21 protein-coding genes are annotated in these 23,168 nt (G+C 52.2%); 15 read left to right on the top strand and 6 right to left on the bottom strand.

All coding sequences use genetic code 11. From position 1 onward, the window contains the following. The first annotated feature begins 51 nt into the window (after positions 1-51). On the top strand, positions 52-1,182 hold the full coding sequence (dnaJ, locus tag FEK46_RS12160; RefSeq protein ID WP_001118464.1) for a molecular chaperone DnaJ: 1,131 nt from the start codon (positions 52-54) through the stop codon (positions 1,180-1,182). 104 nt (positions 1,183-1,286) lie between these two features. On the opposite strand, the gene mokC is transcribed toward dnaJ, so the two are convergent. Next, complete coding sequence (mokC, locus tag FEK46_RS12155) at positions 1,287-1,439, bottom strand: type I toxin-antitoxin system toxin MokC (RefSeq protein WP_000809168.1); 153 nt, start codon at positions 1,437-1,439, stop codon at positions 1,287-1,289. Between the two features lie 584 nt (positions 1,440-2,023). On the opposite strand from mokC, the gene nhaA reads away from it, so the two are divergent. Then, positions 2,024-3,190, top strand: a complete 1,167-nt coding sequence (gene nhaA, locus FEK46_RS12150; protein ID WP_130204827.1) for a Na+/H+ antiporter NhaA — start codon at positions 2,024-2,026, stop codon at positions 3,188-3,190. 59 nt (positions 3,191-3,249) lie between these two features. Continuing rightward, positions 3,250-4,155 carry a transcriptional activator NhaR gene (nhaR, locus tag FEK46_RS12145; RefSeq protein WP_130204829.1) on the top strand — a complete coding sequence of 302 codons (906 nt, stop codon included), beginning with the start codon at positions 3,250-3,252 and terminating at the stop codon, positions 4,153-4,155. A 96-nt stretch (positions 4,156-4,251) separates the two neighbouring features. Here the strand turns inward: nhaR and rpsT are convergent, their stop codons facing one another. After that, positions 4,252-4,515, bottom strand: a complete 264-nt coding sequence (gene rpsT / locus FEK46_RS12140; RefSeq protein ID WP_001274019.1) for a 30S ribosomal protein S20 — start codon at positions 4,513-4,515, stop codon at positions 4,252-4,254. A 102-nt stretch (positions 4,516-4,617) separates the two neighbouring features. Here rpsT and FEK46_RS12135 point away from each other — a divergent pair, with 102 nt between their 5' ends. The 12 genes from FEK46_RS12135 (at position 4,618) to caiF (ending at position 18,506) form a co-directional block, all read left to right on the top strand. Further along, the gene (locus tag FEK46_RS12135) at positions 4,618-4,836 is read left to right on the top strand and encodes a DUF2575 family protein (protein WP_064525381.1); all 219 of its coding nucleotides are present in this window, start codon (positions 4,618-4,620) and stop codon (positions 4,834-4,836) included. Positions 4,837-4,843: 7 nt separating this feature from the next. Continuing rightward, a complete protein-coding gene (gene ribF / locus FEK46_RS12130; RefSeq protein WP_130204831.1) occupies positions 4,844-5,785 on the top strand; it encodes a bifunctional riboflavin kinase/FAD synthetase in 942 nt (313 codons plus the stop codon). A gap of 42 nt (positions 5,786-5,827) precedes the next feature. Further along, positions 5,828-8,656, top strand: coding sequence for an isoleucine--tRNA ligase (gene ileS / locus FEK46_RS12125; protein ID WP_135560097.1), 2,829 nt, complete (start codon positions 5,828-5,830; stop codon positions 8,654-8,656). Further along, complete coding sequence (lspA, locus tag FEK46_RS12120; protein ID WP_000083381.1) at positions 8,656-9,150, top strand: signal peptidase II; 495 nt, start codon at positions 8,656-8,658, stop codon at positions 9,148-9,150. Before ileS ends, lspA begins: the two co-directional genes overlap by 1 nt. 106 nt (positions 9,151-9,256) lie before the next feature. Then, positions 9,257-9,706 carry an FKBP-type peptidyl-prolyl cis-trans isomerase gene (gene fkpB, locus FEK46_RS12115; RefSeq protein WP_000004655.1) on the top strand — a complete coding sequence of 150 codons (450 nt, stop codon included), beginning with the start codon at positions 9,257-9,259 and terminating at the stop codon, positions 9,704-9,706. Position 9,707: 1 nt separating this feature from the next. Beyond that, on the top strand, positions 9,708-10,658 hold the full coding sequence (ispH, locus tag FEK46_RS12110) for a 4-hydroxy-3-methylbut-2-enyl diphosphate reductase (RefSeq protein WP_130204835.1): 951 nt from the start codon (positions 9,708-9,710) through the stop codon (positions 10,656-10,658). 65 nt (positions 10,659-10,723) lie between these two features. Beyond that, a complete protein-coding gene (rihC, locus tag FEK46_RS12105) occupies positions 10,724-11,638 on the top strand; it encodes a ribonucleoside hydrolase RihC (protein ID WP_135560096.1) in 915 nt (304 codons plus the stop codon). A 22-nt stretch (positions 11,639-11,660) separates the two neighbouring features. After that, complete coding sequence (locus tag FEK46_RS12100; protein WP_130204839.1) at positions 11,661-12,026, top strand: DUF805 domain-containing protein; 366 nt, start codon at positions 11,661-11,663, stop codon at positions 12,024-12,026. A 160-nt stretch (positions 12,027-12,186) separates the two neighbouring features. Beyond that, positions 12,187-13,008 carry a 4-hydroxy-tetrahydrodipicolinate reductase gene (gene dapB, locus FEK46_RS12095; RefSeq protein ID WP_135560095.1) on the top strand — a complete coding sequence of 274 codons (822 nt, stop codon included), beginning with the start codon at positions 12,187-12,189 and terminating at the stop codon, positions 13,006-13,008. Positions 13,009-13,463: 455 nt separating this feature from the next. Continuing rightward, positions 13,464-14,612, top strand: a complete 1,149-nt coding sequence (gene carA / locus FEK46_RS12090; protein WP_001589662.1) for a glutamine-hydrolyzing carbamoyl-phosphate synthase small subunit — start codon at positions 13,464-13,466, stop codon at positions 14,610-14,612. A 17-nt stretch (positions 14,613-14,629) separates the two neighbouring features. Then, positions 14,630-17,851, top strand: a complete 3,222-nt coding sequence (gene carB, locus FEK46_RS12085) for a carbamoyl-phosphate synthase large subunit (RefSeq protein WP_130204843.1) — start codon at positions 14,630-14,632, stop codon at positions 17,849-17,851. A 259-nt stretch (positions 17,852-18,110) separates the two neighbouring features. Next, the gene (caiF, locus tag FEK46_RS12080; RefSeq protein WP_135560094.1) at positions 18,111-18,506 is read left to right on the top strand and encodes a carnitine metabolism transcriptional regulator CaiF; all 396 of its coding nucleotides are present in this window, start codon (positions 18,111-18,113) and stop codon (positions 18,504-18,506) included. A gap of 208 nt (positions 18,507-18,714) precedes the next feature. Here the strand turns inward: caiF and caiE are convergent, their stop codons facing one another. From caiE to caiB, 4 genes are all read right to left on the bottom strand, one after another. Further along, complete coding sequence (caiE, locus tag FEK46_RS12075; RefSeq protein WP_131161266.1) at positions 18,715-19,305, bottom strand: carnitine operon protein CaiE; 591 nt, start codon at positions 19,303-19,305, stop codon at positions 18,715-18,717. Between the two features lie 5 nt (positions 19,306-19,310). Then, a complete protein-coding gene (caiD, locus tag FEK46_RS12070; protein ID WP_130259614.1) occupies positions 19,311-20,096 on the bottom strand; it encodes a crotonobetainyl-CoA hydratase in 786 nt (261 codons plus the stop codon). 109 nt (positions 20,097-20,205) lie between these two features. Next, entirely contained in the window at positions 20,206-21,759 is a 1,554-nt protein-coding gene (caiC, locus tag FEK46_RS12065; protein WP_135560125.1) for a crotonobetaine/carnitine-CoA ligase, read from the bottom strand. Positions 21,760-21,831: 72 nt separating this feature from the next. Further along, positions 21,832-23,049: an L-carnitine CoA-transferase gene (caiB, locus tag FEK46_RS12060; protein WP_130204851.1), complete on the bottom strand. Its 1,218-nt coding sequence runs from the start codon at positions 23,047-23,049 to the stop codon at positions 21,832-21,834. Positions 23,050-23,168 lie beyond the last annotated feature (119 nt).

The raw sequence follows: 23,168 nt of genomic DNA, 5'->3' as shown, positions 1-23,168 counted from the left end.
AGGGGAATTTCCTCTCCGCCCGTGCATTCATCTAGGGGCAAATCAAAAAAGATGGCTAAGCAAGATTATTACGAGATTTTAGGCGTTTCCAAAACAGCGGAAGAGCGTGAAATCAAAAAGGCCTACAAACGCCTGGCCATGAAATACCACCCGGACCGTAACCAGGGTGACAAAGAGGCCGAAGCGAAATTTAAAGAGATCAAGGAAGCTTATGAAGTTCTGACCGACTCGCAAAAACGTGCGGCATACGATCAGTATGGCCATGCGGCGTTTGAGCAAGGCGGCATGGGCGGCGGCGGTTTTGGCGGCGGCGCAGACTTCAGCGATATTTTTGGTGACGTTTTCGGCGATATTTTTGGCGGCGGACGTGGTCGTCAACGTGCGGCGCGTGGTGCTGATTTACGCTATAACATGGAGCTCACCCTCGAAGAAGCTGTACGTGGCGTGACCAAAGAGATCCGCATTCCGACTCTGGAAGAGTGTGACGTTTGCCACGGTAGCGGTGCAAAACCAGGTACGCAGCCGCAGACCTGTCCGACCTGTCATGGTTCTGGTCAGGTGCAGATGCGCCAGGGCTTCTTCGCCGTACAACAGACCTGTCCACACTGTCAGGGCCGCGGTACGCTGATCAAAGATCCGTGCAACAAATGTCATGGTCATGGTCGTGTTGAGCGCAGCAAAACGCTGTCCGTTAAAATCCCGGCAGGGGTGGATACCGGAGACCGCATCCGTCTTGCGGGCGAAGGTGAAGCGGGCGAACACGGCGCACCGGCAGGCGATCTGTACGTTCAGGTTCAGGTTAAACAGCACCCGATTTTCGAGCGTGAAGGCAACAACCTGTATTGCGAAGTCCCGATCAACTTCGCTATGGCGGCGCTGGGCGGTGAAATCGAAGTGCCGACCCTCGATGGTCGCGTCAAACTGAAAGTGCCTGGCGAAACCCAGACCGGTAAGCTGTTCCGTATGCGCGGTAAAGGCGTCAAGTCTGTCCGCGGCGGTGCGCAAGGTGACTTGCTGTGCCGCGTAGTGGTCGAAACACCGGTAGGTCTGAACGAGAAGCAGAAACAACTACTGCAAGAGCTGCAGGAAAGCTTCGGTGGCCCAACCGGCGAGCACAACAGTCCGCGTTCGAAGAGTTTCTTTGATGGCGTGAAGAAGTTTTTCGACGACCTGACTCGCTAACCTCCCCAAAAGCCTGCCCGTGGGCAGGCCTGGGTAAAAACCAGGGTGCGTTGAAGATATGCGAGCACCTGTAAAGTGGCGGGGATCACTCCCCGCCGTTGCTCTTACTCGGATTCGTAAGCCGTGAAAACAGCAACCTCCGTCTGGCCAGTTCGGATGTGAACCTCACAGAGGTCTTTTCTCGTTACCAGCGCCGCCACTACGGCGGTGATACAGATGACGATCAGGGCGACAATCATCGCCTTATGCTGCTTCATTGCTCTCTTCTCCTTGACCTTACGGTCAGTAAGAGGCACTCTACATGTGTTCTGCATATAGGGGGCCTCGGGTTGATGGTAAAATATCACTCGGGGCTTTTCTCTATCTGCCATCCAGCTAATGCCTGAGACAGATAGCCTCAAGCACCCGCCGCTATTATACCGCTCTCTTTAACCCACTCTGTTTTATCGATTCTAATCCTGAAGACGCCTCGCATTTTTATGGCGTAATTTTTTAAGGATTTAATTATTTAACTTTAATTTATCTCTTTATCGCAATTATTGACGACAAGCTGGATTATTTTTGAAATATTGTCCTAACAAACGACGCCGACTTACAACAAATTAATTATTACTTTTCCGAATTAATCCCTCAGAAATCCAGACCTTAAGCTATGATTATCAGGGCTTGAGGTCATCAGCCACCGCTTTCGAGCGCCAAAAACACTTCCTCTGCTGGTGACTTAATCTTCTTTATAGATCGTAAAAAACGAATTATTCCTACACTATAATCTGATTTTAACGATGATTCGTGCAGAGTAAAATAGTAAAAACGATCTATTCACCTGAAAGAGAAATAAAAAGTGAAACATCTGCATCGATTCTTTAGCAGTGATGCCTCGGGAGGCATTATTCTCATCATTGCCGCTGTTCTGGCGATGATTATGGCCAACAGCGGCGCAACCAGTGGATGGTATCACGACTTTCTTGAGACGCCGGTTCAGCTCCGGGTTGGTTCTCTTGAGATCAATAAAAACATGCTGTTATGGATAAATGACGCGTTAATGGCGGTATTTTTCCTGTTGGTTGGTCTGGAAGTTAAACGCGAGCTGATGCAAGGATCGCTGGCCAGTTTGCGCCAGGCGGCATTTCCAGTTATTGCCGCAATCGGCGGGATGATTGTCCCGGCATTGCTCTATTTGGCCTTTAACTACGCCGATCCTGTTACTCGTGAAGGGTGGGCGATCCCGGCGGCAACTGACATTGCTTTTGCGCTGGGGGTTCTGGCGTTATTGGGAAGTCGTGTACCGTTGGCGCTGAAGATCTTTTTGATGGCGCTGGCTATTATCGATGATCTTGGGGCCATCATAATCATTGCCTTGTTTTACACTAATGATTTGTCGATGACCTCTCTTGGCGTTGCAGCTGTAGCAATTGCGGTGCTCGCGGTGCTGAACATTTGTGGTGTTCGCCGTACGGGAGTTTATATTCTGGTCGGCGTGGTGCTGTGGACCGCAGTGTTGAAATCAGGTGTCCACGCAACGCTGGCAGGTGTCATTGTCGGTTTCTTTATTCCATTGAAAGAGAAGCATGGCCGTTCTCCGGCGAAGCGCCTGGAGCATGTATTGCATCCATGGGTGGCTTATCTGATTTTGCCGCTGTTTGCTTTTGCCAATGCCGGCGTTTCTCTGCAAGGCGTGACGTTGGATGGCCTGACCTCCATCCTGCCATTAGGGATCATCGCCGGTTTGCTGATTGGCAAGCCGTTGGGTATTAGTTTGTTCTGCTGGTTGGCGCTGCGTTTGAAACTGGCTCATTTGCCAGAGGGAACCACTTATCAGCAAATTATGGCGGTTGGGATCTTGTGCGGTATCGGTTTTACTATGTCTATCTTTATTGCCAGCCTGGCTTTTGGTAGCGTAGATCCAGAACTGATTAACTGGGCGAAATTGGGCATTCTGGTTGGCTCAATCTCTTCGGCAGTAATTGGATATAGCTGGTTACGCATTCGTTTACGTCCATCAGTTTGACAGGACGATGTACCGGGGAGCCATAAATGGCTCCCTTTTCATTCTTATCAGGGAGAGAAATGAGCATGTCTCATATCAATTACAACCACTTGTATTACTTCTGGCATGTCTATAAAGAAGGTTCTGTGGTTGGCGCAGCGGAGGCGCTTTATTTAACACCACAAACCATTACTGGGCAGATCCGGGCGCTGGAAGAGCGCCTGCAAGGGAAACTATTTAAGCGTAAAGGACGTGGTCTGGAACCCAGCGAACTGGGGGAACTGGTCTATCGCTACGCCGATAAAATGTTCACCTTGAGCCAGGAAATGCTGGACATTGTGAACTATCGCAAAGAGTCCAATTTGTTGTTTGATGTTGGCGTGGCAGATGCTCTTTCCAAACGCCTGGTCAGTAGTGTTTTGAATGCCGCAGTGGTGGAAGACGAGCAGATCCATTTACGCTGTTTTGAATCGACGCACGAGATGCTGTTGGAGCAACTGAGTCAGCATAAGCTGGATATGATCATCTCTGACTGCCCGATAGACTCCACCCAGCAGGAAGGGCTGTTTTCCATAAAAATTGGCGAGTGTGGTGTCAGTTTCTGGTGCACTAACCCGCTGCCAGAAAAGCCGTTTCCTGCCTGTCTGGAAGAGCGTCGCTTACTTATTCCGGGGCGTCGCTCAATGTTGGGACGCAAGCTATTAAACTGGTTTAACTCTCAGGGCTTAAACGTTGAAATTCTGGGGGAGTTTGATGATGCGGCGTTGATGAAAGCTTTTGGAGCGACGCATAACGCTATTTTCGTTGCACCTTCGCTTTACGCTAATGATTTCTATAACGATGACTCGGTTATGGAGATAGGCCGCGTTGAGAACGTCATGGAAGAGTACCACGCGATTTTCGCCGAAAGGATGATTCAACATCCTGCGGTACAGCGTATTTGCAACACAGATTACTCTGCGTTGTTTACTTCAGCTTCAAAATAACCATTTGTACTCTGCAGGCTGTAGTTTTGGCCTGCAGATGGGCATAAAAAAACCCGCTTGCGCGGGCTTTTTTACAAAGCTGACAACAAAAGGCGATTAAGCCAGTTTGTTGATCTGTGCAGTCAGGTTAGCCTTATGACGTGCAGCTTTGTTTTTGTGGATCAGACCTTTAGCAGCCTGACGGTCCACGATCGGTTGCATTTCGTTAAATGCTTTCAGTGCAGCAGCTTTGTCGCCAGCTTCGATAGCTGCGTATACTTTCTTGATGAAAGTACGCATCATAGAGCGACGGCTTGCGTTGTGCTTACGAGCCTTTTCAGACTGAATGGCGCGCTTCTTAGCTGATTTGATATTAGCCAAGGTCCAACTCCCAAATGTGTTCTATATGGACAATTCAAAGGCCGAGGAATATGCCCTTTTAGCCTTCTTTTGTCAATGGATTTGTGCAAATAAGCGCCGTTAATGTGCCGGCGCTCGTTACGTAGTGATGGCGCAGGATTCTACCAGCTTGCGGGGTGTGAATACAGCTTTTCCGCGATAAAAATTGCATCAGGCCGTGAGTTTCTGCCCGTGATTTGCGCCATGGCAATGAAAAGCCACTTCTTTCTGATTTCGGTACTCAATCGCCGGTTAACCTTGACCGCTGTACAAGGTATACTCGGACGATTTTCACTGTTTTGAGCCAGACATGAAGCTGATACGCGGCATACATAATCTCAGCCAGGCCCCGCAAGAAGGGTGTGTGCTGACTATTGGTAATTTCGACGGCGTGCATCGCGGTCATCGCGCGCTGTTGCAGGGCTTGCAGGAAGAAGGGCGCAGGCGAAACTTACCGGTGATGGTGATGCTTTTTGAACCTCAACCACTGGAACTGTTTGCTACCGATAAAGCCCCGGCACGACTGACCCGGCTGCGGGAAAAACTGCGTTACCTTGCAGAGTGTGGCGTTGATTACGTGCTGTGCGTACGTTTCGACAGGCGCTTTGCGGCGCTGACTGCGCAAAACTTCATCAGCGATCTACTGGTGAAGCATTTGCGGGTAAAATTCCTCGCCGTGGGTGATGATTTCCGCTTTGGCGCTGGTCGTGAAGGCGATTTCTTGTTATTACAGAAAGCTGGCGTGGAATACGGCTTTGACATTACCAGTACGCAAACTTTTTGCGAAGGTGGCGTGCGTATCAGCAGTACCGCTGTGCGTCAGGCGCTGGCAGACGATAATCTGGCTCTGGCAGAAAGTTTACTGGGGCACCCGTTTGCCATCTCCGGGCGTGTGGTCCACGGTGATGAATTAGGGCGCACGATAGGTTTCCCGACGGCGAATGTACCGCTACGCCGTCAGGTTTCCCCGGTGAAAGGGGTTTATGCGGTGGAAGTGCTGGGCCTCGGCGAAAAGCCGTTACCCGGCGTGGCAAACATCGGAACACGCCCAACGGTTGCCGGTATTCGCCAGCAGTTGGAAGTGCATTTGTTAGATGTTGCAATGGACCTTTACGGTCGCCATATACAAGTAGTGCTGCGTAAAAAAATACGCAATGAGCAGCGATTTGCGTCGCTGGACGAACTGAAAGCGCAGATTGCGCGTGATGAATTAACCGCCCGCGAATTTTTTGGGCTAACAAAACCGGCTTAAGCCTGTTATGTAATCAAACCGAAATACGGAACCGAGAATCTGATGAGTGACTATAAATCAACCCTGAATTTGCCGGAAACAGGGTTCCCGATGCGTGGCGATCTCGCCAAACGCGAACCGGGAATGCTGGCGCGTTGGACTGATGATGACCTGTACGGCATCATTCGTGCGGCTAAAAAAGGCAAAAAAACCTTCATTCTGCATGATGGCCCTCCTTATGCGAATGGCAGCATTCATATTGGTCACTCGGTTAACAAGATTCTGAAAGACATTATCGTGAAGTCCAAAGGACTTTCCGGTTATGACTCGCCGTATGTGCCTGGCTGGGACTGCCACGGTCTGCCGATCGAGCTGAAAGTAGAGCAAGAATACGGTAAGCCGGGTGAGAAATTCACTGCTGCCGAGTTCCGCGCCAAGTGCCGCGAATACGCTGCGACCCAGGTTGACGGTCAGCGCAAAGACTTTATCCGTCTGGGCGTGCTGGGCGACTGGTCGCACCCGTACCTGACCATGGACTTCAAAACTGAAGCCAATATCATCCGCGCGCTGGGCAAAATCATCGGCAACGGTCACCTGCACAAAGGCGCGAAGCCGGTGCACTGGTGCGTTGACTGCCGTTCTGCACTGGCAGAAGCGGAAGTTGAGTATTACGACAAAACGTCTCCGTCCATCGACGTTGCTTTCCAGGCGGTCGATCAGGATGCGCTGAAAGCAAAATTTGGCGTCAGCAACGTTAACGGCCCAATCTCGCTGGTAATCTGGACCACTACGCCGTGGACTCTGCCTGCAAACCGCGCAATCTCTATTGCACCGGATTTCGACTATGCGCTGGTGCAGATCGACGGTCAGGCCGTGATTCTGGCGAAAGATCTGGTTGAAAGCGTAATGCAGCGTATCGGCGTGACCGATTACACCATTCTCGGCACGGTAAAAGGTGCGGAGCTTGAGCTGCTGCGCTTTACCCATCCGTTTATGGGTTTCGACGTTCCGGCAATCCTCGGCGATCACGTTACCCTGGATGCTGGTACCGGTGCCGTTCACACCGCGCCTGGCCACGGTCCGGACGACTATGTGATTGGCCAGAAATACGGTCTGGAAACCGCTAACCCGGTTGGCCCGGACGGCACTTATCTGCCGGGTACTTACCCGACGCTGGATGGCGTGAATGTCTTCAAAGCGAACGACATCGTCGTTGCGCTGCTGCAGGAAAAAGGCGCGCTGCTGCACGTTGAGAAAATGCAGCACAGCTATCCGTGCTGCTGGCGTCACAAAACGCCGATCATCTTCCGCGCGACACCGCAGTGGTTCGTCAGCATGGACAAAGAAGGTTTGCGCGCGCAGTCGCTGAAAGAGATCAAAGGCGTGCAGTGGATCCCAGATTGGGGCCAGGCGCGTATCGAGTCGATGGTCGCTAACCGTCCTGACTGGTGTATCTCCCGTCAGCGCACCTGGGGCGTACCGATGTCACTGTTCGTGCATAAAGACACGGAAGAACTGCATCCGCGTACCCTTGAACTGATAGAAGAAGTGGCAAAACGCGTTGAAGTTGACGGCATCCAGGCGTGGTGGGATCTCGATGCGAAAGAGATCCTCGGCGACGAAGCTGACCAGTATGTGAAAGTGCCGGATACGCTGGATGTATGGTTTGATTCCGGATCTACCCACTCTTCCGTTGTTGACGTGCGTCCTGAATTTGCTGGTCACGCAGCGGACATGTATCTGGAAGGTTCTGACCAACACCGCGGCTGGTTCATGTCTTCTCTGATGATCTCTACCGCGATGAAGGGCAAAGCGCCGTATCGTCAGGTACTGACCCACGGCTTTACCGTGGATGGTCAGGGTCGCAAGATGTCTAAATCCATCGGCAACACCGTTTCGCCGCAGGATGTGATGAATAAACTGGGCGCGGATATTCTGCGTCTGTGGGTGGCATCTACCGACTACACCGGTGAAATGGCCGTTTCTGACGAGATCCTGAAACGTGCTGCCGACAGCTATCGTCGTATCCGTAACACCGCACGCTTCCTGCTGGCAAACCTCAATGGTTTTGATCCGGCAAAAGATATGGTGAAACCGGAAGAGATGGTGGTACTGGATCGCTGGGCCGTAGGTTGTGCGAAAGCGGCACAGGAAGACATCCTCAAGGCGTACGAAGCATACGATTTCCACGAAGTGGTACAGCGTCTGATGCGCTTCTGTTCCGTTGAGATGGGTTCCTTCTACCTCGACATCATCAAAGACCGTCAGTACACCGCCAAAGCGGACAGTGTGGCGCGTCGTAGCTGCCAGACTGCGCTGTATCACATCGCAGAAGCGCTGGTTCGCTGGATGGCACCTATCCTCTCCTTCACCGCTGATGAAGTGTGGGGCTACCTGCCGGGCGAGCGTGAAAAATACGTCTTCACCGGCGAGTGGTACGAAGGCCTGTTTGGCTTGGCAGATGATGAGGAATTTAATGATTCCTTCTGGGACGATGTTCGTTACATCAAAGATCAGGTAAACAAAGAACTGGAAAATCAGAAGGCGAATGGCATCAAGTCTAATCTGGAAGCTAAAGTTACGCTGAAATATGCTGACGATGATCTGGGGACTATTGCGAAGCTAAAACGTCTGGGCGAAGAGGCGAGATTCATTTTCATTACGTCTCAATTCGTCATTTCTGATGAGGCTGGCGGTATCAATGATGAAAATATCCAGTATAACCCTGGTAATACAACCGTTCAGGCAGTTGTAACTCGTGCCGAAGGTGAGAAGTGTCCACGCTGCTGGCACTACACCCTGGATGTCGGCAAGGTGGCGGAACACGCAGAAATCTGCGGCCGCTGTGTCAGCAACGTCGCCGGTGACGGTGAAAAACGTAAGTTTGCCTGATGAGTCAATCGATCTGTTCAACAGGGCTACGCTGGCTGTGGCTGGTGGTAGTCGTGCTGATTATCGATCTGGGCAGCAAATACCTGATCCTCCAGAACTTTGCTCTGGGGGATACGGTCCCGCTGTTCCCGTCGCTTAATCTGCATTATGCGCGTAACTATGGCGCGGCGTTTAGTTTCCTTGCCGATAGCGGCGGCTGGCAGCGTTGGTTCTTTGCCGGTATAGCGATTGGTATTAGCGTGATTCTGGTAGTGATGATGTATCGCTCAAAAGCCACGCAGAAGCTAAACAATATCGCTTACGCGCTGATTATTGGCGGCGCGCTGGGCAATCTGTTCGACCGCCTGTGGCACGGCTTCGTTGTCGATATGATCGACTTCTACGTCGGCGACTGGCACTTCGCCACCTTCAACCTTGCCGATACTGCAATCTGTGTCGGTGCGGCACTGATTGTGCTGGAAGGTTTTTTGCCTTCTAAAGCGAAAAAACAATAATAAACCCTGCCGGATGCGATGCTAACGCATCTTATCCGGCCTACAGATTGCTGCGAAATCGTAGGCGCATCCGGCAAAAATCCTCAAAATATAAGAGCAAACCTGCATGTCTGAATCTGTACAGAGCAATAGCGCCGTCCTGGTGCACTTCACGCTAAAACTCGACGATGGCACCACCGCCGAGTCTACCCGCAACAACGGTAAACCGGCGCTATTCCGCCTGGGTGATGCTTCTCTTTCCGAAGGTCTGGAGCAACACCTTCTGGGGCTGAAAGTGGGCGATAAAACCACCTTCTCGCTGGAGCCAGATGCGGCGTTTGGCGTGCCGTCACCGGACCTGATTCAGTACTTCTCCCGCCGTGAGTTTATGGATGCAGGCGAGCCAGAAATTGGCGCAATCATGCTTTTTACCGCAATGGATGGCAGTGAGATGCCTGGCGTGATCCGCGAAATTAACGGTGACTCCATTACCGTCGATTTCAACCATCCACTGGCCGGGCAGACCGTTCATTTTGATATTGAAGTGCTGGAAATCGATCCGGCACTGGAGGCGTAACATGCAGATCCTGTTGGCCAACCCACGTGGTTTTTGTGCCGGGGTAGACCGCGCTATCAGCATTGTTGAAAACGCGCTGGCCATTTACGGCGCACCGATTTATGTCCGTCACGAAGTGGTGCATAACCGCTACGTGGTCGATAGCCTGCGCGAGCGCGGGGCTATCTTTATTGAGCAGATCAGCGAAGTGCCGGACGGCGCGATCCTGATTTTCTCCGCACATGGTGTTTCCCAGGCAGTCCGCAACGAAGCGAAAAGTCGCGATTTGACGGTATTTGACGCGACCTGTCCGCTGGTGACCAAAGTGCATATGGAAGTCGCGCGCGCCAGCCGTCGTGGCGAAGAGTCGATTCTCATCGGCCACGCCGGGCATCCGGAAGTGGAAGGTACGATGGGCCAGTACAGTAACCCGGAAGGGGGAATGTATTTGGTCGAATCGCCGGACGATGTGTGGAAACTGACGGTCAAAAACGAAGAGAAACTCTCCTTTATGACCCAAACCACGCTGTCGGTGGATGACACGTCTGATGTGATCGACGCGCTGCGTAAACGCTTCCCGAAAATTGTCGGGCCGCGCAAAGATGATATCTGCTACGCCACCACCAACCGTCAGGAAGCGGTACGCGCCCTGGCAGAGCAGGCAGAAGTGGTGCTGGTGGTCGGATCGAAAAATTCCTCCAACTCCAACCGTCTGGCGGAACTGGCCCAGCGCATGGGCAAACGGGCGTTTTTGATTGACGATGCGACAGATATCCAGGAAGAGTGGGTAAAAGAGGTGAAATGCGTCGGTGTGACTGCTGGCGCATCGGCTCCGGATATTCTGGTACAGAACGTAGTCGCACGTTTACAGCAGCTTGGCGGTGGCGAAGCCATTCCGCTGGAAGGCCGCGAAGAAAATATCGTTTTCGAAGTGCCGAAAGAGTTGCGTGTCGATATTCGTGAAGTTGATTAAGTCATTAGCAGCCTAAGTTATGCGAAAATGCCGGTCTTGTTACCGGCATTTTTTATGGAGAAAACATGCGTTTACCTATTTTCCTCGATACAGACCCCGGCATTGACGATGCCGTCGCCATTGCCGCCGCGATTTTTGCCCCCGAGCTCGACCTGCAACTGATGACCACCGTCGCAGGTAATGTCTCGGTTGAGAAAACTACCCGCAACGCCCTGCAACTGCTGCATTTCTGGAATGCGGAGATTCCGCTTGCCCAGGGAGCTGCCGTGCCGCTGGTACGCGCACCGCGTAATGCAGCATCTGTGCACGGTGAATCGGGAATGGCTGGCTACGACTTTGTCGAGCACAACAGAAGCCCACTGGACAAACCCGCATTTCTGGCTATTCGGGATGCCCTGCTGCGTGCGCCTGAGCCTGTTACTCTGGTAGCCATCGGCCCGTTAACCAATATTGCGCTGTTACTTTCACAATGCCCGGAATGCAAACCGCATATTCGCCGTCTGGTGATCATGGGTGGTTCTGCCGGACGCGGCAACTGCACACCAAACGCCGAGTTTAATATCGCTGCCGATCCAGAAGCGGCTGCATGTGTCTTCCGTAGCGGCATCGAAATCGTCATGTGCGGTCTGGATGTCACCAATCAGGCGGTGTTAACTCCTGATTATCTTGCTACATTGCCGGAGTTGAATCGTACCGGAAAAATGCTGCACGCCTTGTTTAGTCACTACCGTAGCGGCAGTATGCAAAGCGGCCTGCGTATGCACGATCTCTGCGCCATCGCCTGGCTGGTGCGCCCGGACTTATTCACTCTCAAGCCGTGTTTTGTGGCAGTGGAAACGCAGGGCGAATTTACCTCAGGTACTACGGTTGTTGATATCGACGGTTGCCTGAGTAAACCTGCAAACGTGCAGGTGGCACTGGATCTGGATGTGAAAGGCTTTCAGCAGTGGGTGGCGGAAGTGCTGGCCCTGGCGAACTAATCAGAAAACAAGGAAGTGTTCTATGACGTATGGAGAAGCGTATTTGGAAGGGTGGAAAAACATCTTTAATTATGAAGGTGTCGCCACCCGTTTTGAGTTCTGGTCGTTTATGATCGGTAGTGTCGTTATCTGTCTGCTACCGCTTTTATGCTGGTGGTTTGCGGAAACAATGAACAATGACTATGGTGTTTTCATTTTTTTTGCGCTGCCCGCGTCATTTATTTTAACGTTGATTTTTGCCGTACCGGCGATGGCGCTAGCCGTCAGAAGGATGCACGATATCGGATATCCAGGGTGGTGGGTCATTATTGTCGTGTTGATCCCTGTTACGGGCGTAATTCTGCTTATACTTTGCTGCCTGCCGTCAAAGTCACAAGACCAGGCATAATGACAGATGGTATGACGCATCACTTTCTGCGTCATGCCTTTCACTGATATCCCTCCCTGTTTATCATTAATTTCTAATTATCAGCGTTTTTGGCTGGCGGCGTAGCGATGCGCTGGTTACTCTGAAAACGGTCTATGCAAATTAACAAAAGAGAATAGCTATGCATGATGCAAACATCCGCGTTGCCATCGCGGGAGCCGGGGGGCGTATGGGCCGCCAGTTGATTCAGGCGGCGCTGGCATTAGAAGGCGTGCAGCTGGGCGCGGCGCTGGAGCGCGAAGGATCTTCTTTACTGGGCAGCGACGCTGGTGAACTGGCCGGCGTCGGAAAAACAGGCGTTACCGTGCAAAGCAGCCTCGACGCGGTAAAAGATGATTTTGATGTGTTTATCGATTTTACCCGTCCGGAAGGTACGCTGAACCATCTCGCTTTTTGTCGCCAGCATGGCAAAGGGATGGTGATTGGTACAACGGGTTTTGATGACGCTGGCAAACAAGCGATTCGTGACGCTGCCACAGATATTGCGATTGTCTTTGCCGCTAATTTTAGCGTTGGCGTTAACGTCATGCTTAAGCTGCTGGAGAAAGCCACTCAGGTAATGGGTGACTACACCGATATTGAAATTATCGAAGCACATCATAGACATAAAGTCGATGCGCCGTCAGGCACTGCGCTGGCGATGGGGGAGGCGATTGCCCACGCTCTTGATAAAGACCTGAAAGATTGCGCGGTCTACAGTCGTGAAGGCCATACTGGTGAACGTGTTCCTGGCACCATTGGTTTTGCCACTGTACGTGCGGGTGACATTGTGGGTGAACATACCGCCATGTTTGCTGATATCGGCGAACGTCTGGAGATTACCCATAAGGCGTCCAGCCGCATGACATTTGCTAACGGTGCGGTAAGATCGGCATTGTGGCTAAATGGCAAGGAAAATGGTCTTTTTGATATGCGAGATGTGCTGGATCTCAATAGATTATAACCACAAAACATTTCTATTGATGCAAAAGTAACATATCTAATTTATTGATTGTAAAGGGCTTTAATTTTTAGCCCTTTTATTTTGTGGTTTTTTCTTAATTGTTGATACAAATTGCTAAAAATATAAAGTTTTGTCTGTGATTTTTGTTGTTTTAATGTAAATTCTGACCATCTGGTCCACTTTTTTCCGAGTGAATTTTGTTTTTACATTCTTCTCGCTGTGCAAGCGTTTTCCTGACTACGTTAGGTGATCTTTTTGTCGCTTAATGCCATAAAAATATGCATGACGCATAAAATCATATAATAAATACCGCGATTGAGTTGACTTTTAGCGCCCATATCTCCAGAATGCCGCCGTTTGCCAGAAATTCGTCGGTAAGCAGATTTGCATTGATTTGCGTCATCATTGTGAATTAATATGCAAATAAAGTGAGTGAATATTCTCTGGAGGGTGTTTTGATTAAGTCAGCGCTATTGGTTCTGGAAGACGGAACCCAGTTTCACGGTCGGGCCATAGGGGCAACAGGTTCGGCGGTTGGGGAAGTCGTTTTCAATACTTCAATGACCGGTTATCAAGAAATCCTCACTGATCCTTCCTATTCTCGTCAAATCGTTACTCTTACTTATCCCCATATTGGCAATGTCGGCACTAATGACGCCGATGAAGAATCTTCTCAGGTACATGCGCAAGGTCTGGTGATTCGCGACCTGCCGCTGATTGCCAGCAACTTCCGCAACACCGAAGACCTCTCTTCTTACCTGAAACGCCATAACATCGTGGCGATTGCCGATATCGATACCCGTAAGCTGACGCGTTTACTGCGCGAGAAAGGCGCACAGAATGGCTGCATTATCGCGGGCGATAACCCGGATGCGGCGCTGGCATTAGAAAAAGCCCGCGCGTTCCCAGGTCTGAACGGCATGGATCTGGCAAAAGAAGTGACCACCGCAGAAGCCTATAGCTGGACACAAGGGAGCTGGACGCTGACCGGCGGCCTGCCAGAAGCGAAAAAAGAAGACGAGCTGCCGTTCCATGTTGTGGCTTATGATTTTGGTGCCAAGCGCAACATCCTGCGGATGCTGGTGGACAGAGGTTGTCGCCTGACCATCGTTCCGGCGCAAACTTCTGCGGAAGATGTGCTGAAAATGAATCCAGACGGCATCTTCCTCTCCAACGGTCCTGGCGACCCGGCCCCGTGCGATTACGCTATTACTGCCATCCAGAAATTCCTCGAAACCGATATTCCGGTATTCGGCATCTGCCTCGGCCATCAGTTGCTGGCGCTGGCGAGCGGTGCGAAGACCATTAAGATGAAGTTCGGACACCACGGCGGCAACCATCCGGTGAAAGATGTTGAGAAAAACGTGGTGATGATCACCGCCCAGAACCACGGTTTTGCGGTGGATGAAGCAACATTACCTGCAAACCTGCGTGTCACGCATAAATCCCTGTTCGACGGTACGTTACAGGGGATTCATCGCACCGATAAACCGGCGTTCAGCTTCCAGGGTCACCCGGAAGCCAGCCCTGGTCCGCACGACGCAGCGCCGTTGTTCGACCACTTTATCGAGTTAATTGAGCAGTACCGTAAAACCGCTAAGTAATCAGGAGTAAAAGAGTCATGCCAAAACGTACAGATATAAAAAGTATCCTGATTCTGGGTGCGGGCCCGATTGTTATCGGTCAGGCGTGTGAGTTTGACTACTCTGGCGCGCAAGCATGTAAAGCCCTGCGCGAAGAAGGTTACCGCGTCATTCTGGTGAACTCCAACCCGGCGACCATCATGACCGACCCGGAAATGGCTGATGCGACCTACATCGAGCCGATTCACTGGGAAGTGGTACGCAAGATTATTGAAAAAGAGCGCCCGGACGCAGTGCTGCCAACGATGGGCGGTCAGACGGCGTTGAACTGCGCGCTGGAGCTGGAGCGTCAGGGGGTGCTGGAAGAGTTCGGTGTCACCATGATTGGTGCTACCGCCGATGCGATTGATAAAGCAGAAGACCGCCGCCGTTTCGACGTAGCGATGAAGAAAATCGGTCTGGAAACTGCGCGTTCCGGTATTGCACACACGATGGAAGAAGCGCTGGCGGTTGCCGCTGACGTGGGCTTCCCGTGCATTATTCGCCCATCCTTTACCATGGGCGGTAGCGGTGGCGGTATCGCTTATAACCGCGAAGAGTTTGAAGAAATCTGCGCCCGCGGTCTGGATCTCTCCCCGACCAAAGAGCTGCTGATTGATGAGTCGCTGATCGGCTGGAAAGAGTACGAGATGGAAGTGGTGCGTGATAAAAACGACAACTGCATCATCGTCTGCTCTATCGAAAACTTCGATGCAATGGGCATCCACACCGGTGACTCCATCACTGTCGCGCCAGCCCAAACGCTGACCGACAAAGAATATCAAATCATGCGTAACGCCTCGATGGCGGTGCTGCGTGAAATCGGCGTTGAAACCGGTGGTTCCAACGTCCAGTTTGCGGTGAACCCGAAAAACGGTCGCCTGATTGTTATCGAAATGAACCCGCGCGTGTCGCGTTCTTCGGCGCTGGCGTCGAAGGCGACCGGCTTCCCGATTGCTAAAGTAGCGGCGAAACTGGCGGTGGGTTACACCCTCGACGAACTGATGAACGACATCACTGGCGGGCGTACTCCGGCGTCCTTCGAGCCGTCTATCGACTACGTGGTTACCAAAATTCCTCGCTTCAACTTCGAGAAATTCGCTGGTGCGAACGACCGTCTGACCACTCAGATGAAATCGGTTGGCGAAGTGATGGCGATTGGTCGCACGCAGCAGGAGTCCCTGCAAAAAGCGCTGCGCGGCCTGGAAGTGGGCGCAACTGGCTTCGACCCGAAAGTGAGCCTGGATGACCCGGAAGCGTTAACCAAAATCCGTCGCGAACTGAAAGATGCAGGCGCAGAGCGTATCTGGTACATCGCCGATGCTTTCCGTGCGGGCCTGTCTGTGGACGGCGTCTTCAACCTGACCAACATTGACCGCTGGTTCCTGGTACAGATTGAAGAGCTGGTGCGTCTGGAAGAGAAAGTCGCAGAAGTGGGCATCACTGGCCTGAACGCTGACTTCCTGCGCCAGCTGAAACGCAAAGGCTTTGCCGATGCGCGTCTGGCTAAACTGGCGGGCGTTCGCGAAGCGGAAATCCGCAAGCTGCGCGACCAGTATGATCTGCACCCGGTTTATAAGCGCGTGGATACCTGTGCGGCAGAATTTGCCACCGACACCGCTTATATGTACTCCACTTATGAAGAAGAGTGCGAATCGAATCCGTCTACCGACCGTGAAAAAATCATGGTGCTTGGCGGCGGCCCGAACCGTATCGGTCAGGGTATCGAATTCGACTACTGCTGCGTACACGCCTCGCTGGCGCTGCGTGAAGACGGTTACGAAACCATTATGGTGAACTGTAACCCGGAAACCGTCTCCACCGACTACGACACTTCCGACCGCCTCTACTTCGAGCCGGTAACCCTGGAAGATGTACTGGAAATCGTGCGTATCGAGAAGCCGAAAGGCGTTATCGTCCAGTACGGTGGTCAGACTCCGCTGAAACTGGCGCGCGCGCTGGAAGCCGCTGGCGTCCCGGTTATCGGTACCAGCCCGGATGCTATCGACCGTGCGGAAGACCGTGAACGCTTCCAGCATGCGGTTGACCGTCTGAAACTGAAACAACCGGCGAACGCCACCGTTACCGCTATTGAAATGGCGGTTGAGAAGGCAAAAGAGATTGGCTACCCGCTGGTGGTGCGCCCGTCTTACGTTCTCGGCGGTCGGGCGATGGAAATCGTCTACGACGAAGCTGACCTGCGTCGCTACTTCCAGACGGCGGTCAGCGTGTCTAACGATGCGCCAGTGTTGCTGGATCACTTCCTTGATGACGCGGTAGAAGTTGACGTGGACGCCATCTGCGATGGCGAAATGGTGCTGATTGGCGGCATTATGGAGCACATCGAGCAGGCGGGCGTGCACTCCGGTGACTCCGCATGTTCTCTGCCAGCCTACACCTTAAGTCAGGAAATTCAGGATGTGATGCGCCAACAGGTGCAGAAACTGGCCTTCGAATTGCAGGTGCGCGGCCTGATGAACGTGCAGTTTGCGGTGAAAAACAACGAAGTCTACCTGATTGAAGTTAACCCGCGAGCGGCGCGTACCGTCCCGTTCGTTTCCAAAGCCACCGGCGTACCGCTGGCAAAAGTGGCGGCGCGCGTGATGGCAGGCAAATCGCTGGCTGAGCAGGGCGTGACTAAAGAAGTCATCCCGCCGTACTACTCGGTGAAAGAAGTGGTGCTGCCGTTCAACAAATTCCCGGGCGTTGACCCGCTGTTAGGGCCAGAAATGCGCTCCACCGGGGAAGTGATGGGCGTGGGTCGCACCTTCGCTGAAGCGTTCGCCAAAGCGCAGCTGGGCAGTAACTCCACCATGAAGAAACAGGGCCGTGCGCTGCTCTCCGTGCGTGAAGGCGACAAAGAACGCGTGGTGGACCTGGCGGCAAAACTGCTGAAACAGGGCTTCGAGCTGGATGCGACCCACGGCACGGCGATTGTGCTGGGCGAAGCGGGCATTAATCCGCGTCTGGTAAACAAGGTGCATGAAGGTCGTCCGCACATTCAGGACCGTATCAAGAATGGCGAATACACCTACATCATCAACACCACCTCAGGTCGTCGCGCGATTGAAGACTCCCGCGTGATTCGTCGCAGTGCGCTGCAATATAAAGTGCATTATGACACCACCCTGAACGGTGGTTTCGCTACCGCGATGGCGCTGAATGCCGATGCGACCGAAAAAGTTATTTCGGTGCAGGAAATGCACGCACAGATCAAATAATAGCGTGTGATGGCGGATATGTTTTATTCGCCAATTTGATCGAATAACTAATACGGTTCTCGAAAGAGGACCGTTTTTTTATCTGTAAGACAAAACTTTGTTGGAATTCATATTTTTGATGGCGTAAGCAGGATTTTGCTCACACTAATCCTTCGTTAGGTTGCATACTATCGATATATCCACAATTTTAATATGGCCTTGTTTAATTGCTGCAAAACGAGTCATAGCCAGTCTTTTAATTTGTGAAACTGGAGTTCGTATGTGTGAAGGATGTGTTGAAAAACCACTCTATTTGTTAATCGCCGAATGGATGATGGCTGAAAACCGGTGGGTGATAGCAAGAGAGATCTCTATTCATTTCGATATTGAACACAGCAAGGCGGTTAATACCCTGACTTATATTCTGTCGGAAGTCGCAGAAATAAGCTGCGAAGTTAAGATGATCCCTAATAAGCTGGAAGGGCGGGGATGCCAGTGCCAGCGACTGGTAAAAGTGGTCGATATCGATGAGCAAATTTACGCGCGCCTGCGCAATAACGGCCGGGATAAATTAGTCGGCGTAAGAAAGACGCCGCGTATTCCTGCCGTTCCGCTCACGGAACTTAACCGCGAGCAGAAGTGGCAGATGATGTTGTCAAAGAGTATGCGTCGTTAATGTCATTTCGTTGATACCGTGCGACCTGGTCGCCGGATGCGATGCTGGCGCATCTTATCCGGCCTACGGTTGCTCTCCAGCAGGGTTGGATAAGGCGTTTATGCCGCATCCGACAGCTATCGCCGGATGCGATGCTGGCGCATCTTATCCTGCCTACGGGGGCTTTCCTGCCGGGTTGGATAAGGCGTTTATGCCGCATCTGACGATGTTACCGTTTCGGCGTCACATCCGTCGTCCCCTGCAAACGGGGGCGATTTTCCTCCATTTGCCTCAACGGCTGCGTTTCATGTAACGATGCATGACAACGCCCGACAAGATCATGATATTCTTTGGTATTTAACCGCTTCCAGTGTAACTCGTCGTCACTCACACTGCGTACAGCGCGGGCTGGCGTCCCCATCAACAACTGGCGTTTCTCGCCGCTAAAGCCTGCTTTGACAAAACTCATGGCGGCAACAATGCTCTCTTCGCCAATGACCGCGCCATCCATAATCACGCTGTTCATCCCGACCAATGCATCGCGACCAATCACACAACCATGCAGGATCGCTCCGTGCCCGATATGGCCGTTTTCTCCAACGATGGTGTCAGTGTCGCAGTAGCCATGCATAATGCAGCCATCCTGAATATTGGCTCCCGCTTGCACGATCAAACGCCCGTAGTCACCACGCAGCGAGGCGAGGGGGCCGATGTAGACTCCGGCCCCCACAATCACATCGCCAATCAATACTGCGCTGGGATGGACAAACGCCGTCGGGTGAACCACTGGAATTAACCCTTCAAAGGCGTAATAGCTCACGGTTGTTAACGTCCTTTCCACACCGGATCGCGCTTCTCGGCAAACGCCAGCGGCCCTTCAAGGGCATCTTCCGAATGCAGAACTGATGGGTAGTGTTTCAACACGCCGCTGCGAATATAGCGATACGCTTCTTCTACTGGCATTTCGCTGGTGGTGCGGTAGATCTCTTTCAGCGCCGCGATCGCCAGCGGGGCGCTGTCAACCAGTTGCTGCGCCAGTTCGCGGGCGTTATCCATCAGTTCCGTCTGGCTAACTACGCGGTTGACTATCCCCCAACGCAGCGCCTCTTCTGCGCCCATTCTTCTGCCGGTCATCACCATTTCATTGACGATGGCAGGCGGCAGGATCTTCGGCAGACGCAGCACACCGCCGCTGTCAGGAACGATGCCCAGTTTGGCTTCCGGCAGGGCGAAGCTGGCGTTATCGGCACAAACAATAAAATCTGCCGCCAGCGCCAGTTCGAAACCGCCGCCAAAGGCGTATCCGTTCACGGCTGCGATGACCGGTTTATCCAGATTGAAAATTTCGGTTAAGCCCGCAAAACCACCCGGACCAAAGTCAGCATCCGGTGCTTCGCCTTCTGCTGCTGCTTTTAAATCCCAGCCTGCGGAAAAGAATTTCTCTCCGGCACCGGTAATAATGGCGACACGTAATTGCGGATCGTCACGGAAATTTAGAAATACTTCGCCCATTTCAAAGCTGGTTTTCGCATCAATAGCATTCGCTTTTGGGCGATCTAGGGTAATTTCCAGAATTGATCCGTTGCGGGTCAGATGTAATGATTCGCTCATTCCTTTTCTCCATTTTTGCTTTTTCAGGGACGACAACGGCCCTGCAAAAAAATGCATATTATTGTTGAACGTGATTATTACCAGACAGAGTAGTACCCTGCTGTAGTGTTTATTTCAGCGCCTTTCTGATTATTTTCCCCGAGCAATTACGTGGCAGATCTTTTCTGATCTCCAGATAAGAGGGCACTTTAAATTTCGCCATATTCTGTTCGCAAAAGTAGAAGAATTCCTCTTCGCTCAATATTTCACCTTCATTCAGCACCACAAACGCTTTGATGGCTTCATCGCGAATCGAATCTTTAATACCAACAACCACTATGTCCTGAATTTTCGGGTGCGCGGCGATAATATTTTCCAGCTCTACGCAAGAGACATTCTCCCCACCGCGTTTGATCATATTGCAGCGACGATCGACGAAATAAAAAAAGCCCTCTTCGTCGCAGTATCCGGTATCGCCAGTATGCAGCCAGCCATCAGCTTCCAGCACTTTCGCAGTGGCTTGCGGGTTGAGAAAGTACTCTTTGAAGATGGTTTTTCCCGGTACGCCTTTAATGCAGATTTCACCGATCTCACCAGCCGGGAGCGGACGATTGTGATCGTCGCGAATCTCCGCTTCGTAGCAAAACCCCGCCCGACCAATCGACGGCCAGCGTCGTTTATCGCCAGGGCGATCGCCGATAATGCCAACAATGGTTTCCGTCATCCCATAAGAGGTCAGCAAGCGAACGCCGAAGCGTTCACAAAACGCATCTTTTTCCTGCTCCGACAGGTTGAGATAAAACATTACTTCCCGCAGATGGTGTTGCTGATCGCTCGCTGAAGGCGGTCGCACCATCAACGTACGGATCATCATCGGAATACATTCGGTAACGGTGGCGCGATACTTCTGTACCTGTCCCCAGAAGGCGCGGGCGCTGTATTTCTCGACCAGCACAAAGGTGGCTCCGGCAGAAAACGCCGCCATCGCCGCAGTACACTGGCAATCGATATGAAACGCAGGCATTACCGTCAGGTAGACGTCATCGTCACGCAGTGCGCACTGCCAGGCAGAGTAATATCCAGCGAAGCGCAGGTTGTAATGGGTAATCACCACCCCTTTCGGTCGGGAAGTGGTACCGGAGGTAAAGAGAATTTCCGCCGTATCGTCGGTCGTTAGCGGCGGTGCATAGCACAAGGTGGCAGGTTGTTGATTTTTCAGTTGAGTAAACGAACTCACACCATCATCAGCGGGAAGCGCCACATCTGTCAGGCAAATGTGCCGCAACTGCGTGGCATCTTCCTGCTGAATCTGTTGATACATAGGATAGAATTGCGCACTGGTCACCAGCAGGCACGCCTGGCTATTTTGCAGGATCCACGCGCTTTCCTCGCGCAACAGGCGGGCGTTAATCGGCACCATAATCGCGCCAATTTTTGCCAGCCCGAACCAGCAAAAGATAAATTCCGGGCAGTTGTCGAGATGTAGAGCAACCTTGTCGCCTTTGCGAATCCCCAGCGTATAAAACAGGTTTGCCGTGCGGTTAATCTCCTGATTTAACTCAAGATAACTATACCGGTTAACGACTCCGCCGCTGGATTCACAAATCAGCGCCGTTTTATGACCGTAAACGTCCGCCAGATCGTCCCACATTTGACGTAGATGTTGTCCGCCAATGATATCCATTGCACCTCTATCCATTTTGTTCGTTTGTTATTGGGCGGGCGCTAGTCAGGCAAGCCGACTGGCGCCACGCGTTTAGTCCTCAACTTTGGCCAGACCTTTGCTGACCAACTCCTGAATGTCGTTTTCGCTGTAGCCGATAGTTTTCAAAATGGCAGCCGTATCCATGCCATGTGATGGCATTCCGCGCCAGATTTGGCCTGGGTTATTTTTGAATTTCGGCATCACGTTTGGCCCTTTGCAGGTGCGACCATCCATCGTTTGCCACTGGGTGATTGATTCACGAGCCACATACTGTGGATTGCTTTCCAGTTCCGGTACGGTCAGCACTTTGGCGCAGGCGATATTCAGTTCAGCAAAGCGTTCTTTAACTTCCGCGATGGTGTGCGCCGCCAGCCAGGCATCGAGTTTCTCTTCTACCAGTGGTCCGTAAGGGCATTCGATACGGTGGATAAGCTGGGTGCCTTCCGGGATTTCCGGCGTGCCGAGCAGATGTGCGAGGCCGATATCTTTAAAGCATTCTGCAATCTGAGTAATGCCCACCAGTTCCATCACAATGTAGCCGTCGGCGCATTTGTACAGACCGCAACCGGCGTAGTAGGGATCTTTACCTTTGGTCATGCGCGGGCACATTTCGCCGCCATTGAAGTAATCCATCATGAAGTACTGGCCCATACGCAGCATCACTTCATACATGGCGATGTCGATGCTTTCGCCTTTACCGGTTTCACGCACTTTATGCAGTGCTGCCAGCGCCGCCGTGGTGGCGGTCAGGCCAGAAAAGTAATCGGCGGTATACGGGAAGGCAGGCATTGGCTGGTCAACATCACCGTTCTGAATCAGGTAACCACTGAAGGCCTGGGCGATGGTGTTATAGGCCGGAAGATTGGTGTACTCCTCGGTGCCGTACTGACCAAAACCGGACAGGTGAGCGATAACCAGTTTCGGGTTGTGCTGCCACAGGACTTCATCGGTAATGCCACGACGGGCAAAGGCCGGACCTTTACTGGCTTCGATGAAGATATCGGTGGTTTCCATTAATTTCAGAAACGCTTCGCGGCCTTCATCTTTGAAAATATTTAACGACAGCGCGTGCAAATTGCGACGAGAGAGCTGCGGGTAGTTAGGTTGAACGCGAATGGTGTCGGCCCAGGCGACGTTCTCGATCCAGATAACTTCCGCCCCCCATTCTGCGAACATTTGCCCGGCGAACGGCCCGGCGATTTCGATACCGGAGAAGACAACGCGCAATCCGGCCAGCGGCCCGAATTTCGGCATGGGTAGATGATCCATTATTAGCTCCTGAAAAATTGTGTAGCGCATGACTGCCGGATGCGGCGTAAACGCCTTATCCGGCCGACATTCGTGCTCCCGTAGGCCTGATAAGACGCGGCCGCGTCGCATCAGGCAGC

The organism is Escherichia sp. E4736 (genome assembly GCF_005781225.1).
GTDB lineage: Bacteria > Pseudomonadota > Gammaproteobacteria > Enterobacterales > Enterobacteriaceae > Escherichia.
Note: the sequence above shows the minus strand (reverse complement) of the source record. Positions and strands in the feature narration are given on the sequence as shown.

Coding starts and splice junctions, on each gene's coding strand:
- ileS (WP_135560097.1), top strand. CDS start 5,828: ATGAGTGACTATAAATCAACCCTGAATTTGCCGGAAACAGGGTTCCCG.
- caiB (WP_130204851.1), bottom strand. CDS start 23,049: ATGGATCATCTACCCATGCCGAAATTCGGGCCGCTGGCCGGATTGCGC.
- ispH (WP_130204835.1), top strand. CDS start 9,708: ATGCAGATCCTGTTGGCCAACCCACGTGGTTTTTGTGCCGGGGTAGAC.
- FEK46_RS12100 (WP_130204839.1), top strand. CDS start 11,661: ATGACGTATGGAGAAGCGTATTTGGAAGGGTGGAAAAACATCTTTAAT.
- dnaJ (WP_001118464.1), top strand. CDS start 52: ATGGCTAAGCAAGATTATTACGAGATTTTAGGCGTTTCCAAAACAGCG.
- caiC (WP_135560125.1), bottom strand. CDS start 21,759: ATGGATATCATTGGCGGACAACATCTACGTCAAATGTGGGACGATCTG.
- fkpB (WP_000004655.1), top strand. CDS start 9,257: ATGTCTGAATCTGTACAGAGCAATAGCGCCGTCCTGGTGCACTTCACG.
- dapB (WP_135560095.1), top strand. CDS start 12,187: ATGCATGATGCAAACATCCGCGTTGCCATCGCGGGAGCCGGGGGGCGT.
- ribF (WP_130204831.1), top strand. CDS start 4,844: ATGAAGCTGATACGCGGCATACATAATCTCAGCCAGGCCCCGCAAGAA.
- nhaR (WP_130204829.1), top strand. CDS start 3,250: ATGAGCATGTCTCATATCAATTACAACCACTTGTATTACTTCTGGCAT.
- lspA (WP_000083381.1), top strand. CDS start 8,656: ATGAGTCAATCGATCTGTTCAACAGGGCTACGCTGGCTGTGGCTGGTG.
- mokC (WP_000809168.1), bottom strand. CDS start 1,439: ATGAAGCAGCATAAGGCGATGATTGTCGCCCTGATCGTCATCTGTATC.
- FEK46_RS12135 (WP_064525381.1), top strand. CDS start 4,618: ATGTGCCGGCGCTCGTTACGTAGTGATGGCGCAGGATTCTACCAGCTT.
- caiD (WP_130259614.1), bottom strand. CDS start 20,096: ATGAGCGAATCATTACATCTGACCCGCAACGGATCAATTCTGGAAATT.
- caiF (WP_135560094.1), top strand. CDS start 18,111: ATGTGTGAAGGATGTGTTGAAAAACCACTCTATTTGTTAATCGCCGAA.
- rihC (WP_135560096.1), top strand. CDS start 10,724: ATGCGTTTACCTATTTTCCTCGATACAGACCCCGGCATTGACGATGCC.
- carB (WP_130204843.1), top strand. CDS start 14,630: ATGCCAAAACGTACAGATATAAAAAGTATCCTGATTCTGGGTGCGGGC.